This is a genomic window from Streptomyces sp. NPDC001532, assembly GCF_040298625.1.
Lineage (GTDB): Bacteria > Actinomycetota > Actinomycetes > Streptomycetales > Streptomycetaceae > Streptomyces.
Window position 1 is genome coordinate 46118 of record NZ_JBEPAL010000051.1, and the last position, 17041, is coordinate 63158.

The 17041-nt window shown below is 72.5% G+C and carries 15 protein-coding genes and 1 tRNA gene; 10 read left to right on the top strand and 6 right to left on the bottom strand.

Features of this window, described 5'->3' with window-relative positions; translation table 11 throughout:
• Positions 1-2133, bottom strand: a complete 2133-nt coding sequence (gene glgX / locus ABT232_RS33060; RefSeq protein WP_351847012.1) for a glycogen debranching protein GlgX — start codon at positions 2131-2133, stop codon at positions 1-3.
• A 366-nt stretch (positions 2134-2499) separates the two neighbouring features.
• Positions 2500-2587: transfer RNA gene (locus ABT232_RS33065), tRNA-Leu, on the bottom strand.
• Positions 2588-2776: 189 nt separating this feature from the next.
• Here ABT232_RS33065 and ABT232_RS33070 point away from each other — a divergent pair.
• The 3 genes from ABT232_RS33070 (at position 2777) to ABT232_RS33080 (ending at position 5725) form a co-directional block, all read left to right on the top strand.
• A complete protein-coding gene (locus tag ABT232_RS33070; protein ID WP_351847015.1) occupies positions 2777-4102 on the top strand; it encodes a M20/M25/M40 family metallo-hydrolase in 1326 nt (441 codons plus the stop codon).
• 156 nt (positions 4103-4258) lie between these two features.
• Entirely contained in the window at positions 4259-4492 is a 234-nt protein-coding gene (gene chpH, locus ABT232_RS33075; protein WP_351847016.1) for a chaplin ChpH, read from the top strand.
• 117 nt (positions 4493-4609) lie between these two features.
• The gene (locus ABT232_RS33080; RefSeq protein WP_351847019.1) at positions 4610-5725 is read left to right on the top strand and encodes a chaplin; all 1116 of its coding nucleotides are present in this window, start codon (positions 4610-4612) and stop codon (positions 5723-5725) included.
• 69 nt (positions 5726-5794) lie between these two features.
• On the opposite strand, the gene ABT232_RS33085 is transcribed toward ABT232_RS33080, so the two are convergent.
• Positions 5795-5983: a DUF5703 family protein gene (locus ABT232_RS33085; RefSeq protein WP_351847022.1), complete on the bottom strand. Its 189-nt coding sequence runs from the start codon at positions 5981-5983 to the stop codon at positions 5795-5797.
• A gap of 47 nt (positions 5984-6030) precedes the next feature.
• On the opposite strand from ABT232_RS33085, the gene ABT232_RS33090 reads away from it, so the two are divergent.
• On the top strand, positions 6031-6786 hold the full coding sequence (locus ABT232_RS33090) for a hypothetical protein (RefSeq protein ID WP_351847024.1): 756 nt from the start codon (positions 6031-6033) through the stop codon (positions 6784-6786).
• A gap of 82 nt (positions 6787-6868) precedes the next feature.
• On the opposite strand, the gene ABT232_RS33095 is transcribed toward ABT232_RS33090, so the two are convergent.
• Together ABT232_RS33095 and ABT232_RS33100 are read right to left on the bottom strand one after the other, a co-directional pair.
• Positions 6869-9064 (bottom strand): helix-hairpin-helix domain-containing protein, encoded by a 2196-nt coding sequence (locus ABT232_RS33095; RefSeq protein ID WP_450871692.1) that lies wholly within the window; start codon positions 9062-9064, stop codon positions 6869-6871.
• Positions 9049-10032, bottom strand: a complete 984-nt coding sequence (locus ABT232_RS33100; protein WP_351847029.1) for an aldo/keto reductase — start codon at positions 10030-10032, stop codon at positions 9049-9051. Before ABT232_RS33100 ends, ABT232_RS33095 begins: the two co-directional genes overlap by 16 nt.
• 173 nt (positions 10033-10205) lie before the next feature.
• Between ABT232_RS33100 and ABT232_RS33105 the strand changes: the two genes are divergently transcribed.
• Positions 10206-11261, top strand: a complete 1056-nt coding sequence (locus ABT232_RS33105) for an LLM class F420-dependent oxidoreductase (protein WP_351847031.1) — start codon at positions 10206-10208, stop codon at positions 11259-11261.
• 226 nt (positions 11262-11487) lie between these two features.
• Complete coding sequence (locus tag ABT232_RS33110) at positions 11488-12276, top strand: ferritin-like domain-containing protein (RefSeq protein ID WP_351847034.1); 789 nt, start codon at positions 11488-11490, stop codon at positions 12274-12276.
• Positions 12277-12303: 27 nt separating this feature from the next.
• On the opposite strand, the gene corA is transcribed toward ABT232_RS33110, so the two are convergent.
• On the bottom strand, positions 12304-13299 hold the full coding sequence (gene corA / locus ABT232_RS33115) for a magnesium/cobalt transporter CorA (protein ID WP_351847036.1): 996 nt from the start codon (positions 13297-13299) through the stop codon (positions 12304-12306).
• Positions 13300-13361: 62 nt separating this feature from the next.
• On the opposite strand from corA, the gene ABT232_RS33120 reads away from it, so the two are divergent.
• The 4 genes from ABT232_RS33120 to mshC all read left to right on the top strand — a co-directional run bounded on the left by ABT232_RS33120 (position 13362) and on the right by mshC (position 16843).
• Positions 13362-14048: a histidine phosphatase family protein gene (locus ABT232_RS33120; RefSeq protein WP_351847039.1), complete on the top strand. Its 687-nt coding sequence runs from the start codon at positions 13362-13364 to the stop codon at positions 14046-14048.
• Positions 14049-14133: 85 nt separating this feature from the next.
• Positions 14134-14724: a DUF3090 domain-containing protein gene (locus ABT232_RS33125; protein ID WP_351847040.1), complete on the top strand. Its 591-nt coding sequence runs from the start codon at positions 14134-14136 to the stop codon at positions 14722-14724.
• The gene (locus ABT232_RS33130) at positions 14688-15506 is read left to right on the top strand and encodes an SCO1664 family protein (RefSeq protein ID WP_351847042.1); all 819 of its coding nucleotides are present in this window, start codon (positions 14688-14690) and stop codon (positions 15504-15506) included. The genes ABT232_RS33125 and ABT232_RS33130 overlap by 37 nt, the downstream gene beginning before the upstream one ends.
• Positions 15507-15613: 107 nt before the next feature.
• A complete protein-coding gene (gene mshC, locus ABT232_RS33135; RefSeq protein ID WP_351847045.1) occupies positions 15614-16843 on the top strand; it encodes a cysteine--1-D-myo-inosityl 2-amino-2-deoxy-alpha-D-glucopyranoside ligase in 1230 nt (409 codons plus the stop codon).
• Positions 16844-17041 lie beyond the last annotated feature (198 nt).

Below are 17041 nucleotides of genomic sequence, written 5' to 3' on the forward strand. Positions count from 1 at the left end.
TCATGTGCCCTTCTCGTCGGGTAAGGCCACGAGCAGCACGACGCTTCGGCCGTGGGCGTGGAAGACGTCGCCGTCGACGGCCTCCTCCTGGCCGGGTGGGAGCAGGTCGTGCGGCCCGGAGCAGGCCGTGTCCAGGACCCGGTACCAGCGGTGGCCGTCGACGGCCGGCAGCTCGAAGTCCAGGCCCAGGTGGTACATGTTCAGGATCAGGTGCAGGTCCGGGTCGCCGCGGAAGCCTCCGAGGGTGGCGGCGAGCACCCGGGCGTCGGCGTGGTCCCAGCCGGGGCAGTCCAGCCGGGTGCCGTGCCAGGTGACGTCGGGCAGCCCCCGTTCATTGGGGCGCTCGGTGAAGAAGCGGGCCTCGCGGAAGGTGCGGAACCGCTTGCGCAGACGGATCACCCGTTCCGTGAAGGAACGTATCTCCGTCTCCTTCTCGGCCTGGTTCCAGTCCAGCCAGGAGGTCTCGTTGTCCTGGCAGTAGGCGTTGTTGTTGCCGTCCTGGGTGTTGCGGAACTCGTCCCCGGCGAGCAGCATCGGCACGCCCCGGCTGAGCATCAGGATCGACAGGAAGTTCTTGATCTGCCGCACCCGCAGCCGCTCGACCTCCTCGGAGTCGGTCGGCCCCTCGACCCCGCAGTTCCAGCTGAAGTTCTCGTGCGCCCCGTCGGCGTCGGACTCGCCGTTGGCGTGGTTGTGCTTGTGGTCGTAACTGACCAGGTCGTTGAGGGTGAACCCGTCGTGGCAGGTGATGAAGTTGATGCTGTTGGTGGGCAGCACCTGCTGCGGGAAGAAGAGGTCCGCCGAGCCGCCGAGCCGCGAGGCGATCTCGCCGACCAGCCCCGCGTCCCCGCGCACGAAGCGCCGGACATCATCCCGGAACGGCCCGTTCCACTGCGCCCAGCGCTTCCCCGGGAACCGGCCCACCTGGTAGAGGCCGCCGCCGTCCCACGGCTCCGCGATGATCTTCGTCTCGGCTAGCACCTGGGACAGCTCGATCGCCCACAGCGACGGCGGCACCGCCATCTCGTAGCCCATCGGCCCCCGGGACATCTCCGAGGCCAGATCGAACCGGAAGCCGTCCACATGGTGCTCGGTGACCCAGTACTCCAGGCACTCCAGGATGAACTTGGTGACCATCGGATGGTTGGCGTTGACCGCGTTGCCGCACCCGGTGAAGTCCATGTACCGGCTCCGGTCCTGCGGCCACAGGTGGTAGTACGCCTCGTTCGCCGCCCCGCGGAAGCTGATCGTCGGCCCGAACTCGTTGCCCTCGCTGGTGTGGTTGAAGACCACGTCCAGGATGACCTCGATGCCGGCCCGGTGCAGGGCCTTGACCATGTCCCGGAACTCGGTGATGTGCGCCGCCAGATGGGGCGCGGCGCAGTAGCCGGTGTGCGGGGCGAAGAAGCCGTAGGGGTCGTAGCCCCAGTAGTTGCGCAGCGGTGTGCCGTCCGGGCCGGTGCGCAGGATGTGGGTGTCGTCGAAGTCGAAGACCGGCAGCAGCTCCACCGCGGTGATCCCGAGCCGCTGCAGCTCGGGGATCTTCTCCACCACCGCGGAGAAGGTGCCGGGGTGCGCGGTCCGCGAGGTGGGGGAGGCGGTCAGGCCCCGTACGTGCATCTCGTAGATGACGGTGTCCGCCATCGGCGTGCGCAGCGGCCGGTCGCCCTCCCAGTCGTAGCTGTCGAGGTCGACGACCAGGCTGCGCATGGAGTGTTCGACGTTGTCCGCGGTGCCGAGCGCCCGGGTGCGGTCCCAGCGGCTGTTGATGTTGGCCCGGGCGTACGGGTCGAGCAGCACCTTGCGGTGGTTGAACCGGGTCCCGGAGTGCGGGGTGTTGCGGGGGCCGTCGATCCGGTACGCGTACACCTGTCCCGGGCCGAGGCCGGCCACATGGCAGTGCCAGAAATGGAAACTGCGGTGCAGTTCCGGATGCAGCCGGATCACCCGGGACGGCCGGGGCGCGTCACAGCGGTCGAACAACAGCAGATCGACCCGGGTCGCGTGCTCCGAGAAGATCGAGAAGTTCACGCCGTCGGCATCGACGGTGGCGCCCAGCGGCTGGGGGCGCCCCGGCGTGACTCTCGCGACGGCCTCCGGCCGGTGCTCCGTCATCAGGCTTCCCTGGGTCATCACAGAGCTTCACCTCTTGTCACCTGGGTTGTCGAGCAGCAGTCAAGCCCGGTTACCGGCCAGTTCTCGCGCTCACCACCGTGTTCGCGATGACGCGTTCCGACTGCACGCCCGAATCAGTCAACAAGCTCAGTAAGTTCGAGTCAAGCGCCTTGTAAAACCGGAGGGTCGAGTGCGGCCCGGCCGGGAGCGGCCAGGAGTGGAGGAGCAGGGACTTCCCGGAAGCGGGAGGGTGCACGGAAATCTTGCGGAACCCCACCGCGGCGGGCGGTGTCCACGGTTATTTCGGCCGTGTACGCGTCAGGCGGTACGGAAGGGGCTGAAACGACGGATCCCCCGGCCGCCGCAGCGACCGGGGGATCCGGCTGGTGTCCGAGGGGGGACTTGAACCCCCACGCCCGATAAAGGGCACTAGCACCTCAAGCTAGCGCGTCTGCCATTCCGCCACCCGGACAAGGTGTCTGTCGTGCGGGGCGGTTTCCCCCGCGGCGACGTCGTAAACATTACCAGGCTTTCGGGGGTGGCCGATCACCCCCCGCTCCCGCGTGAACGGCGTGTGACGGACCGGGTCCGGTCTTGGGCCCCGACCGCCCGGGGTGGAGGATGAGGGGGAACCACCAGCGGCGACAGCGGGAGGAACAGCGTGAGCCAGACGGGCACCGGCCAGGGCGTCACCGGCGAGGACGAGGTCGTCGACCTCTGCCGCGAGCTGATCCGGATCGACACCAGCAACTACGGCGACCACTCCGGCCCCGGCGAGCGCAAGGCGGCCGAGTACGTCGCCGAGAAGCTGGCCGAGGTGGGTCTGGAGCCGCAGATCTTCGAGTCCCACCCGGGCCGCGCCTCCACGGTGGCCCGGATCGAGGGGGAGGACCCGTCCCGGCCCGCCCTGCTCCTGCACGGCCACCTCGACGTCGTACCGGCCAACGCCGCCGACTGGACCCACGACCCCTTCTCCGGCGAGATCGCCGACGGCTGCGTCTGGGGACGCGGGGCCGTCGACATGAAGGACATGGACGCGATGACCCTCGCGGTCGTCCGCGACCGGCTGCGCAGCGGCCGCAAGCCCCCGCGCGACGTCGTGGTGGCCTTCCTCGCCGACGAGGAGGCCGGCGGCACCTTCGGCGCCCGCCACCTGGTCGACCGGCATCCCGATCTCTTCGAGGGCGTCACCGAGGCGATCGGCGAGGTCGGCGGCTTCTCCTTCACCGTCAACGAGAAGCTGCGGCTCTACCTCGTCGAGACCGCCGAGAAGGGCATGCACTGGATGCGGCTGACCGTCGAGGGCACCGCCGGCCACGGCTCGATGACCAACGACGACAACGCGATCACCGAGCTGTGCGAGGCGGTCGCCCGGCTCGGCCGGCACACCTGGCCGGTCCGGGTCACCAAGACCGTGCGGTCCTTCCTCGACGAGCTGTCCGACGCGCTCGGCACCGAGCTGGACCCCGAGAACATGGACGAGACCCTCGCCAAGCTCGGCGGCATCGCCAAGATGATCGGCACCACCCTGCGCAACTCGGCGGCGCCCACCATGCTCGGCGCCGGCTACAAGGTCAACGTCATCCCGGGCCAGGCGACCGCCCACGTCGACGGCCGCTTCCTGCCCGGCTACGAGCAGGAGTTCCTGGCCGACCTCGACCGGATTCTCGGCCCGCGCGTGAAGCGGGAGGACGTGCACGCCGACAAGGCGCTGGAGACCGACTTCGACGGCCGGCTCGTGGACGCCATGCAGAGCGCGCTGAGCGCCGAGGACCCGATCGCGCGGGCCGTGCCCTACATGCTCTCCGGCGGCACCGACGCCAAGTCCTTCGACGACCTCGGCATCCGCTGCTTCGGCTTCGCCCCGCTCCAGCTGCCGCCGGAGCTGGACTTCGCCGGGATGTTCCACGGCGTCGACGAGCGCGTCCCGGTCGACGGACTGAAGTTCGGCGTGCGGGTGCTCGACCGGTTCCTCGACGCGTCCTGACCCGCCCCGCCGCGACCGAGCCGCACTTTTCGCCCGCCCGTGCGAAACGGACTGGGAAGAGTGAATGCGCTCATCAGGTCGTAGCTCTATTAGCCCCTCCTCGTTACAGGTGATGCGATCCGAGGCTTGGGATCGCATTGCCAACGAGGAGGAATAATGATCAAGAAGATCGTCGCCGCCGCGGCTGCCACCGGTGGACTGGTTCTCGCGGGTGCCGGCATGGCCGTCGCCGACTCCGGTGCCCAGGGTGCCGCCGTGCACTCCCCGGGTGTCGCGTCCGGCAACGTTGTCCAGGTGCCCGTGCACATCCCCGTGAACGTCTGCGGCAACACGATCTCGGTGATCGGGCTGCTGAACCCGGCCTTCGGCAACACCTGCGTCAACCAGTGACGTCTGAGCCTCGCCTCATGAGGGTCTGAGCCCTCGGCCCCGGAGCGCACCGCCATGCGTTCCGGGGCCGAGTGCGCTCTTCCCGGTTCTGTCACGACGTAGAAGGGGGATTCAGCAATGCGACAGGCCACCCGCAAGGGCCTGATGACCGTGGCGGCCGCGACGGGGGTGATCGCCGCCGCCGGCGGCCAGGCCCAGGCGCACTCGGGCGCGAGCGGCGCCACGGCCGGCTCACCCGGCGTGCTGTCCGGCAACACCGTGCAGGCACCGGTGCACGCGCCGGTCAATGTCTGCGGCAACACCGTCAACGTGGTCGGGCTGCTCAACCCGGCGGCGGGCAACTCCTGCGGCAACCACAGCGGCCACCACGGCGGCGGTCCGTCCGGGGGTCACGGCGACTCCGGCGGGCACGGCGGCTCCGGGGGCGCCCACGCGGGCGGACACGCCTCTGACTCGCCCGGCGTCGCCTCGGGCAACCACATCGAGGCGCCCGTCCACGCGCCGGTCGACGTCTGCGGCAACACCGTCAACGTGGTCGGGCTGCTCAACCCGGCGGCGGGCAACTCCTGCGGCAACCACAGCGGCCACCACGGCGGCGGTCCGTCCGGGGGTCACGGCGACTCCGGCGGGCACGGCGGCTCCGGGGGCGCCCACGCGGGCGGACACGCCTCCGACTCGCCCGGCGTCGCCTCGGGCAACCACATCGAGGCGCCCGTCCACGCGCCGGTCGACGTCTGCGGCAACACCGTCGACGTCATCGGCGTCGGCAACACCGCCGTGGGCAACGACTGCGCCGATGACGGCGGCTCCGGCGGCGGCCACCCGACTCCGCCGGGCGACGGCGACGGGTCGACACCGCCCGGCACCAACCCGCCCGGCACCAACCCGCCGGGAACGACGCCGCCCGGCACCCCGCCCGGCACCCAGCCGGAGACGCCCGGCACGCCCGGCACCCCCGAGCAGCCCGGCACTCCGGGCGACCCCGTCGAACCCGGCACTCCGGGAACCCCGGTGACCCCGGGCACCCCCGCGACGCCGCCCGCGGGCGACCGCACGCCCGGCGACGACGGATCCGGCAACCGGCCCGGCGCGCACTCCGTGACCCAGCCCCAGGGCACCGCCCAGCTCGCGGAGACCGGCAGCAGCCTGCCGATGGGGGCCGCCGCGGGCCTCGGCGCGGGAGCGCTGCTCGCGGGCGCGGTGCTCTACCGCAAGGCACGCGCGTCGGCGTGACGCACCCGCGGTGACGAGAACGGAGCGGGCCCCGCCACCGGCGGGGCCCGCTCCGACTCACTTCTCACCTCACCATGTGGCACGCACCTGGCGGATGATCCTCCTGCGCAACCGCACCCTGCGGCTGCCGTCACGCAGCAGGCTCAGGCGGTCCAACTCCCAGTTTCCGTACTCGGCATGGTCCGTCAGCAGACGTGCGGCATCCTTGCGGGACACCCCGCGCGGGACGTACACGTCGACAAATTCGTATTCCGGCATCGCATCTATTGTGCGGGCTGGGGCCCGGTACGGATAGCGTCTGCAGTATGTCTGATGCTGCGCAGCCCACCGCTGCCGAGGTACGCGCCGCCGCCGAGGCGGTCAAGACCGCGCTCGACCGCCATCTCGCCGCGGTCGAACGCCGGTCGGGAGAGGACGACCCGGCCGTCTACGAGGCGTTCAACCAGCTGGCCGCGGCCGCAGAGGTGTACGACGAACTGCTCTACGACCGCTACGACGAGGTCACGCCCTTCGAGATCCCGGGCGCCGACGACTCACTGCCGCCGTACACCGGGCCCGAGGAACCGAACGCGCTCAGTGTGCTGATCCGCCGCGACTACGCGGTGGCCGAACCACAGCGGCTGCTGGCGCAGGCCCAGCGGATCGAGGCGGTGGACCAGGGCGCGGACGCGGACGCCGCGGAGTCGGTGAACGGGGCGCTGGGCATCCTGTTCGGCGAGTTCGAACCGGACGAGATCGCCTCCCGGCACAAGGAGTTCGGCCTGGAGGAGGGCGACTCCACGCTGTGGGTGACCGCCACCGACGAGCCGCCCGAGCCCGGCGAGTGGCTGGCGGCCCCCTTCGAGGCCGTCGACCCGCAGCACGTGGTCTGCCGCTTCGACGTCAGCGCGGTCTTCGACGAGGACCCCGCGGAACTGGTCGACGACGACCTGGACCTCGTCGAGGACGAGGACGAGGACGAGGACGCGGAGGTGGACGACGACGCGGATGTGGACGAGGACGTGGAGGACGACGGGGACGACGATCCGGACCTGGAGCCCTTGGACGCGGACCGCCGCTGACGCACGCACCCGGCCGAGCACGACACGGCGGCCACCGGGACACCCCGGTGGCCGCCGTCTCACGTCCGGGCCCGGCGGCCGGTCACTCCGCCGGGGCCGCCGCGGGGCGCAACAGGTCCGGCAGCCGGGTGGTGCGCGGCTTCGCCAGGCCCTCCGCGACCGCTCTCGGCAGCGCCTGCTCGACGCCGTGCACCACCGACAGATGACGCTCGGCCCGGCCGAACGCGGTGTAGATCCAGGGCCGGGTGAGGGCCTGCGCGGCGTCGCCCGGCAGCACCGCGACCACGGCCGGCCAACGGCCGCCCACCGCCTGGTGCGCGGTCAGCGCCCACCCGTGCCGCACCGACTGCTCCACCCGCTCCCGCGGTACGACGACGGCCTCACCGGCGCACGACAGCCGCAGCCCGTCCACGTCGGCCCCGACCACCTGTCCCGGCACCGTACGACCCGGCGCGGGGGAGTAGGCGATCCGGTCACCGGGGTCGAAGCCGCCGAAGCGGCCGGGGCCCGGGTTCAGCCGCTCCTTCAACGCGGCGTTCAGCGCGCGCGTGCCGGCCGCGCCGCCGTGCCCCGGAGTGATCACCACCGTCTCCTCGGCGGGCACGCCGATCGCCCGCGGCACCGAGTCGGCGACCAGTTGCACCGTCCGGTGCACCGCCTCGGCCGCGTCCCGCACCGGCACGATCACGATCTCCTTGCCGGGCGCCTCGACCTGGTTCAGCTCGCCCACGCCGATCCCGGACACCAGCTCGCCCAGCGGACCGGGGTCCGGCCGCCGCGAGGCGATCTGCGGCACCCGGCGCGCCGCCAGCAGATCGGCGAAGACCCGCCCCGGCCCGGCCGACCACAGCACCGCCGGGTCCCCGGACAGCACCAGCCGGGCCCCGTCCGGCAGCGACTCGACGAGCAACGCTCCGGTCTCCACGTCCAGTTGCGGGGCGTCCAGCACGGCCAGCAGATCCAGGTCCAGCGCCCCGTCCGCGTCCCGCCCCGGCCCCTCGGCCCCGGACAGCAGCCCCGCCACGGTGGCGACCGCGGTCTCCGCACCGAACCGGCCGCGCCCCGCCGGGCTGTGCACGGCGGCCCAGGCCCGCAGTCCCAGCCCCTGTGCGGCACCCAGCAGCTCCGCGACCTCGGCGCGGGACGCCTCACCGCCGGTGTGCAGCACCAGACCGTGTCCCGCGACCGCGCGGACCAGGTCGGCCGTGGAGCTCCGGGCCGCGGCGGCGGCCCGCTCCCACTCCTCGGCCGAGCCGTCCTCCTTCGGCACCGAGTTGATCAGCCGTCCGAGCCCGTCGGCCAGGCTCTCCTCGGCGAGCGCGTACCGCTCCAGACCGACGAGCACCCGCACCGGTTCCCGCTCGCCCGCGTCCTCTGCGCCGCCGTGGCCTTCCTCGGCTTCCTCGCCGTCCGGGCCTTCTTCCCCGGTGGCGCCGTCCTCGGCCTCGAGGCCCTCCCCGGGCCCGTCGAGAGCGTCCAGACCGTCCAGGCCGTCCTGGAAGGCCAGCACCTCGCCCTCCGCGAGCGCGCTCCGCACGGCCGCGTCCGGATCGGGCACGCCCCGCTGGGCCAGGGCGCTGTGCAGCGTCGGCAGCTCCAGCGCGGTGTGCCCGGCGAGGGCCGCCTGCTCCAGCAGCCACACGGTGAGCGCGCGCAGGCGCCGCTCGTCGTCCGGGCCGCACCGGTCGCCCAGCAACGCCCGCGCGAAGCCGTCGGCCTGCTCCGGGCGCACCCCGCCGACCCGCAGCAGCAGCCACGGGTCCGCCCGCAGCCGCTCCTCGCCGCCGTCCCCCAGCACGGCGGCGACCTGCGCCGCCAGCGCCTCCGGGGCGCCGCCCTCGGCGAGCACCCGCCGCACCCCCTCGACGGCCTCCCGGGCGGGCGCGGCGACGACGGCCGGCGTCACCGGCTGGGTCCGCCGCACCGGCTCCGGCGCCGCGCGCCGCACCGCCGCCTCGGGCTCGGCGAACACCGCGGCCACGGGCTTCTCGCCGCTCTCCACGGCCCGTACCGCCGCGAGCAGGTCGGCGGCCTTGCCGCTCAGCTTGGCGCCGGCCTCGATGGGCCCCTGCTTCTCCGCCTTGCGCCGCTCGATCCGCTCCCGCTCCAGCCGCTGCGCCGCCAGCTCCGCCTCCGCCTCGGAGAGCTTCTTCGCCTCGGCGAGCTTCGCCTCCTCGGTCTCCTCGGCCTGCGGGGTGCCGCTCTCCGCCGCGGGGGCCGGCGTCGTCGGCTCGGCGTCCTCGGTGGTCTCCGGCTCCGTGCTCACAGCGTGCTCCAGTCGTGATCGGGATAGCGGTGCACGGGCGCCGACACATCGTCGAGCGCCCGGCAGATCTCGTCAGGAAGACTAAGGGCCTCCACTGACAATGCCGCCGTGAGCTGCTGCGCGTTGCGCGCGCCCACGATCGGCGCGGTCACGCCCGGCCGGTCGCGCACCCAGGCGAGCGCCACCTGCAACGGTGTCACGGCGAGCCCGTCCGCCGCGGTGGTCACGGCGTCGACGATCCGGCTCGCGGTGTCGTCGAGGTACGGCTCCACGAACGGCGCCAGCTGCTCGGAGGCGCCGCGCGAGTCCGGCGGCGTGGCGTTGCGGTACTTGCCGGTCAGCACACCCCGCCCGAGCGGCGAGGAGGGCAGCAGGCCGATGCCGAGGTCGAGCGCGGCGGGCAGCACCTCGCGCTCGATCCCGCGCTGCAGCAGCGAGTACTCCAGCTGCGTACTGGCCAGCCGGGTCCGCGCGCCCGGCGCGGCCAGCTGCCAGGTCGCCGCCTTCGCGAGCTGCCAGCCGCAGAAGTTGGACACGCCCGCGTAGCGCACCCGTCCGCTGCTCACCGCCAGGTCCAGCGCGTGCAGCGTCTCCTCCAGCGGGGTGTGCGGGTCGAAGGCGTGGACGTGCCACACGTCGACGTGGTCCGTGCCCAGCCGCGCCAGCGAGGCGTCCAGCGCGGCCAGCAGGTGTCCGCGCGATCCGTCGAACCGGCGGTCCGGGTCGGGCACGCTCCCGGCCTTGGTCGAGATGACCAGATCGCGACGGGGCACCAGCCCGTCCATGAGCCGCCCCAGCAGGTACTCGGCATCCCCGTCCCCGTACACGTCCGCCGTGTCGACGAGGGTCCCGCCGGCCTCCCAGAACGTCTTCAAGAGGTCCGCGGCGTCATGCTCGTCGGTGTCCCGTCCCCAGGTCAGGGTGCCAAGTCCGACCCGGGACACACGCAGGCCGGTACGGCCGAGATGCCTCTGCTCCATGTCCGCCGAGATTACTGGCCAGAACTGCTGCGGTGGGTTGCCTGTGGACAACCGGTTTCCGGCCCCCGCGGGCCCCTCCCCGGACCGGTCGTCCACAGCCGCCCCGGCGGCGTGCGTGCCACCCGGTATGGTCGTCCCACACAGGGACGTTACTGATCAGTAAGGGGAAGGCCATGCAGCTCGGCATCAACCTCGGCTACTGGGGCGCGGGGATGGACGCGGACAACCTCGCCGTCGCCCAGGAGGCCGACCGCCTCGGCTACGCGGTCTGCTGGGCCGCCGAGGCCTACGGCTCGGACGCCGCCACCGTGCTCACCTGGGTCGCCGCCCAGACCACCCGCATCGACGTCGGCTCGGCCATCTTCCAGATCCCCGCCCGGCAGCCCGCGATGACCGCGATGACCGCCGCCACCCTCGACTCGCTCTCCGGCGGCCGCTTCCGGCTCGGCCTCGGGGTCTCCGGCCCGCAGGTCTCCGAGGGCTGGTACGGCGTCAAGTTCGACAAGCCGCTCTCCCGCACCCGCGAGTACGTGGAGATCGTCCGCAAGGCGATGACCCGCGAACGCCTCACCCACGACGGCGAGCACTGGACCCTGCCGCTGCCCGGCGGCCCCGGCAAGCCCATCAAGCTGACGGTGCACCCCGAGCGCGAGCACATCCCGCTCTACATCGCCGCGATCGGCCCGAAGAACCTGGAGCAGACCGGCGAGATCGCCGACGGCGCCCTGCTGATCTTCCCCTCCGCCGACCACCTGGAGGACACCGCGGTCAAGCACCTCCGCGCGGGCCGCGAGAAGGCCGGCAAGACCCTGGACGGCTTCGACGTCTGCCCGACCCTGCCGCTCGCCGTCGGCGAGGACAAGGACGTCACCGCGCTCGCCGACACCTTCCGCCCCTACACCGCCCTGTACGTCGGCGGCATGGGCAGCCGCAAGCAGAACTTCTACAACCAGCTCGCCCAGCGCATGGGCTACGAGCAGCAGGCCGCCGAGATCCAGGACAAGTACCTGTCCGGCGACAAGCAGGGCGCCGCGGCCGCCGTACCGCACGACCTCATCGACAAGACGACTCTGCTGGGTTCCGTGGACCGCATCGCCGACCGGATGCAGGCCTACGCGGCGGCCGGCGTCACCACCCTGACCCTGGCTCCGGCCGGCTTCACCCTCGACGAGCGCCTCGCCGCGCTGCGCGCCGGTGTGGAGGCGCTGGAGCGGGCCGGCCTGGCGTAACCCGAACGGTCCGCCGGAGTTCCGCGGCCGTGGTGGGGGCTCGGGGGTCTTCCCCGCCACGGCCGTCACGCGGAACAACGCGCCGCCGCGCGCACGGTTACGCCCCCGGCGAAGCCTCCGGGGTCCTTCTTTCGGCGGAGTCGTCCGACACACCTGTTGCACCGCCTCCCGGGCCGCACTTGACTCGTACTTCGCGGCCTGCGGAATCCTGCAGAGAGGTGCCCAGATGCTTTCGGCCAAGAGTCTGTTCCAGGAGATCCTCGACGACGACGCGTCCTTCGCCCTGTTCTGCTCCATCGCCGCCGGCGGTGAGACCCAGGGCGGCTGGGAGAACGCCCGCATCGCCGCGCTCGTCCCCGCGAGCGAGCGCGACCTCGCGCCCAAGGTCGCCCGGCACGGCGCCGACGAGGACAAGCACGGGCGCATCTTCAACGCGCTGATGAGGAAGCGCGGAGTGGACCCCGTCCCCGTCCCGCCGGACACCGACTACACGATGCTGCTGGAGCGCGCCGGCATCGGCCTCGCCCATTCCAGGCTCAACCGCGACGAACCCCTCACCGTCCAGGACATCGTCACCTACCTCGCGCACAGCCGGGTCACCGAACAGCGCGCCTCCGAGCAGATGCGACTGCTGCGCAAGCACTTCGCCGACCACCCCGACCTCGGCCGGGCGGTGAAGATGATCTCCCAGGACGAGGACAACCACCTCGCCTACTGTCACGAGGAACTGCTCCGCTTCGCCTACGCCGGCCACGGCCGCGCCATCCAGCGCACCCTGCGCGAGTGCGCGCACGCCGAGATCCGCGTCTACCGCGACGTCAGCCTCGCCGTGATGGCCCACATGGGCCGCATCCTCGGCTGGTCCAAGGCCCGGTACGCGGTGCTCGCGGCGGGCATCCACGCGGTCTACGCCTACGAACGCCTCGGCGGCTGGCGGCGCATGGTCTCCCTCACGATGCCGGAGCGCCGCGACGCCCTCGGCGGCCCGGCCGCCTCGGCCCCGGAGTTCGCCTGACCGCGGGCCGGCCACGCGCCGCCCGCCTCACATCCAGCCCCGCCTCTTGAACGTCCGGTACAGCGCCACCTCCAGGGCGGCCATGACCGCGATCACCGCCGGGTACGACCACACCCAGCGCAGCTCCGGCATGTGCTCGAAGTTCATCCCGTAGACCCCGGCGAGCATGGTGGGGATCGCGGCCATGGCCGCCCACGCGGAGATCTTCCGCATGTCGTCGTTCTGCCGCACGCTCATCTGCGCCAGATGCGCCGACAGGACGTCGGACACCAGCCGGTCCAGCGCCTCCACGGACTCGTTCACCCGCGTCAGGTGGTCCTGCACGTCCCGGAAGAAGGGCTGCGCCTTGTCGTTCACGAACGGCACCGCCGGGCCGAACGGCCCGTTGCCCGCGAGCCGGGTGACCGGCAGGGTCAGCGGCCCGGTGGCCCGGCGGAACTCCAGGATCTGCCGCTTGAAGGTGTAGATCCGCGAGGCGGTGTTCCGGGAGCCGCCGCCGTCCGGTGAGAACACCTCCGTCTCCAGCTCCTCCAGGTCGTTCTGGAGCTCGCCCGCGACCTCCAGATAGTGGTCGACGGTGGCGTCGGCGATGGCGTACAGCACCGCCGTGGGCCCCTTGCCCAGCAGCTCCGGCTCATGCTCCAGCCGCCGCCGCACGGCCGCCAGCGGCGCCCCGTCGCCGTGCCGGACGGTGACCACGAAGCCGTCGCCGAGGAAGACCATCACCTCGCCGGAGGAGACAGTGTCGCTCTCCGGCTCGTAGACGACCGGCTTCAGCACCAGGAAGAGCGAGTCGTCGTACACCTCAAGCTTCGGCCGCTGATGGGCCTTCAGGGCGTCCTCGACGGCCAGCGGATGCAGCCGGAACTCCTCGCTGACGTGGGCGAACTCCTGCTCGCTCGGCTCGTGCAACCCGATCCACACGAACCCGCCCGCGGCCCGTGCCTCGTCCAGGGCGTCGGAGAAGTCCGAGGGCCCCTCCGCACGATGTCCGTCGCGATAGATGGCGCAGTCCACGATCACGCGGCGCATTCTCCCTTCATCGCACCGGCAACGCACCCCGGCGTACGCCTACGCTGGGCCGCATGCCCACCCTGATCCTCGTCCGGCACGGACGTTCCACCGCCAACACCGAGGGACTGCTCGCCGGCTGGACGCCCGGCGTGCGGCTCGACGAGCGCGGGGCCGCCCAGGCCGCCGCCCTGCCCGGACGCCTCGCCGAGCTGCCGCTCGCCGAGGTCGTCACCAGCCCGCTGGAGCGCTGCCAGGAGACCATCCGGCCGCTGCTCGACGCCCGCCCCGGCCTGACCGCCCACACCGACGAGCGGATCGGGGAGTGCCACTACGGCGACTGGTCCGGCCGCAAGCTCGCCGAGCTGAAGGACGAGCCGCTGATGGAGGTCGTGCAGGCGCACCCCTCCGCCGCCGCGTTCCCGGGCGGCGAGTCGATGCGGGCGATGGCCACCCGCGCCGCCGAGGCGGTACGCGAGTGGAACGCGCGCGTGGAACGCGACCACGGCCCCGACGCCGTGTATCTGATGTGCTCGCACGGCGACATCATCAAGTCGCTCGTGGCGGACGCCCTCGGACTTCATCTCGACCTCTTCCAGCGGATCTCTGTGGAACCGTGTTCCATCACCGCGATCCGTTACACCCGCCTGCGCCCGTTTCTCGTCCGCCTCGGCGACACCGGTGATTTCGCGTCCCTCGTGCCGCGCCAGGAGCCGCCGGCCGAGGACGCTCCGGTCGGGGGCGGTGCGGGCGCACCGTGATCGTCGCCCGCAGTAGGGTGAAGCGGTCAGTCGGTCCCGAACTCGATGCCGATCCACAAGCCCAGACGATTCCAGGAGACAGGACGTGTCCCGTCAGGTGTTCCTCTACGACCCACCGGACCGCTTCGTGGCCGGCACGGTCGGACTGCCCGGGCGCCGTACGTTCTTCCTCCAGGCCTCCGCCGGCCCCCGGGTGACCAGCGTGGCGCTGGAGAAGACACAGGTGGCCGCGCTCGCCGAGCGCATGGACGAACTCCTCGACGAGGTCGTGCGGCGCAGCGGCGGCAGTGCCGCGGTGCCGGCCATGGCCCCGAACGAGATCACCGACACCGCACCGCTGGACACCCCCGTCGAGGAGGAGTTCAGGGTCGGCACCATGGCGCTCGCCTGGGACGGTGACGAACAGCGCATGATCGTCGAGGCGCAGGCCCTGGTGGAGCTCGACGCCGAGTCCGACGAGGACCTGGCGGAGGCGGAGGAGCGGCTGCTCCAGGACGAGGAGAACGGCCCGCCGATGCTGCGGGTCCGCCTCACCGGCGCCCAGGCCAGAGCCTTCGCCAAACGCGCTCTCGACGTCGTCAACGCCGGCCGGCCGCCCTGCCCGCTGTGCAGCCTGCCGCTCGATCCGGAAGGACACGTATGTCCGCGCCAGAACGGATACCGCCGCGGAGCATGACCTCGGCGGAACTGCTCACCGCGGGCGAGCTGACCGTGCGCGGACGCATCCGGGAAGCCTCCAACGCGGCGCTGTACTGCACGGTGACGTACGAGGGCGAAGAGGCGGCCTGCGTCTACAAGCCCGTCGCCGGGGAGCGCCCGCTGTGGGACTTCCCGGACGGCACGCTCGCCGGGCGCGAGGTGGCCGCCTACCGGGTCTCGGAGGCGACCGGCTGGGGCCTGGTGCCGCCGACCGTGCTGCGTGACGGCCCGTACGGGGAGGGCATGGTCCAGCTGTGGATCGAGGCCGTCCCCGGCGACGGGCTGCTGGCCCTCGTCGACGCGGAGGAGCCGGAGCCGGGCTGGAAGGCGATCGGTCTCGCCGAGGTGGGGGAGGGGCGCACGGCGCTGCTGGTGCACGCCGACGACGAGCGGCTGCGGCGGCTCGCCGTGCTCGACGCGGTGATCAACAACGCGGACCGCAAGGGCGGCCATCTGCTGCCCGCCGGGGACGGCCGGCTCTTCGGCATCGACCACGGGGTCACCTTCAACGTCGACAACAAGCTGCGCACCCTGCTGTGGGGCTGGGCCGGTGAGCCGCTGACCGAGGAGGCCGTCACGGTCCTCGGCGGACTCCGGGACCGGCTGGCGGAGGGCGCGGCGCTCGCCCGGGACCTCGCCGGGCTGATCACCCCGGCCGAACTCGACGCCACCCGCGCGCGGGTCGACGCGCTGCTCACCGACAAGGTCCATCCGGAGCCGAGCGGGGAGTGGCCGGCCATCCCCTGGCCCCCGGTGTGACGGACGTCCCACAAGGCACATCGGCCGGGAAGACGCAAGAGCGCCTTCCCGGCCATCTGGCCTGGTCCGGTTCGTATACCGGACCTCAGTCCGGTTAGGCTCAAGACATGCATGCCTGGCCCGCTTCCGAGGTCCCCGCCCTGCCTGGTCAGGGCCGCGACCTGAGGATCCACGACACCGCGACCGGCACCCTGGTCACCCTCGACCCCGGCCCCGTCGCCCGCATCTACGTCTGCGGCATCACGCCGTACGACGCGACCCACCTGGGTCACGCGGCGACCTACAACGCGTTCGACCTGGTCCAGCGCGTATGGCTGGACACCAAGCGGCAGGTCCACTACGTCCAGAACGTCACCGACGTCGACGATCCGCTGCTGGAGCGGGCGCAGCGCGACAACGTCGACTGGGTGGCGCTCGCCGAACAGGAGACGGCGCTGTTCCGGGAGGACATGACCGCCCTGCGCATGCTGCCGCCGCGGCACTACATCGGCGCGGTCGAGGCGATACCCGGGATCGTGCCCCTGGTGGAGCGCCTGCGCGACATGGGCGCCGCCTACGAGCTCGACGGCGACATCTACTTCTCCGTCGAGACCGACCCGCACTTCGGCCAGGTCTCGAACCTGGACGCGGCCGCGATGCGGCTGCTCTCCGCCGAGCGCGGCGGCGATCCGGACCGGCCGGGCAAGAAGAACCCGCTCGACCCGATGCTGTGGATGGCCGCCCGGCCGGGCGAGCCCGACTGGGACGGCGGCTCGCTGGGCCGCGGCCGCCCCGGCTGGCACATCGAGTGCGTCGCCATCGCCCTCGACCACCTCGGGATGGGCTTCGACGTCCAGGGCGGCGGATCCGACCTCGCCTTCCCGCACCACGAGATGGGCGCCTCGCACGCCCAGGTGCTGACCGGCGAGTTCCCCATGGCCAAGGCGTACGTCCACGCCGGCATGGTCGCCCTGCACGGCGAGAAGATGTCCAAGTCCAAGGGCAACCTCGTCTTCGTCTCCCGGCTGCGCCGCGACGGAGTCGACCCGGCCGCCATCCGGCTCTCGCTGCTCGCCCACCACTACCGCTCCGACTGGGAGTGGACCGACCAGGTGCTGCGGGACGCCGAGGCGCGGCTGGAGCGCTGGCGGTCCGCCGTCTCCCGGCCCGACGGACCGAGCGCCGACGCACTGGTCGAGGAGATCCGCGAGGCCCTGTCCCACGACCTCGACGCCCCGGCCGCACTGGCCGCCGTCGACCGCTGGGCGGACGAGCAGCACGCGCGCGGCGGCGAGGACACCGGTGCCCCCGGCGTCGTCACCCGCGCCGTGGACGCGCTGCTCGGCGTGGCCCTGTAGCGCCGACCGCGACATCCGTCCGGGGCGCCTCCTCCACCGCGAGGAGGCGCCCCGGCCTCGTCCGCGCCCCGCGAACGACCCCGGCAACGACCCCGGGTACGGCGAAGGGCGGTGGGGTGGGGGGGCGCCCCCCACCCCCCCCCCCCCCCCCCCCCCCCCACAGTGCCCCCGCACCGTACACCCACCACAACCCCCCGG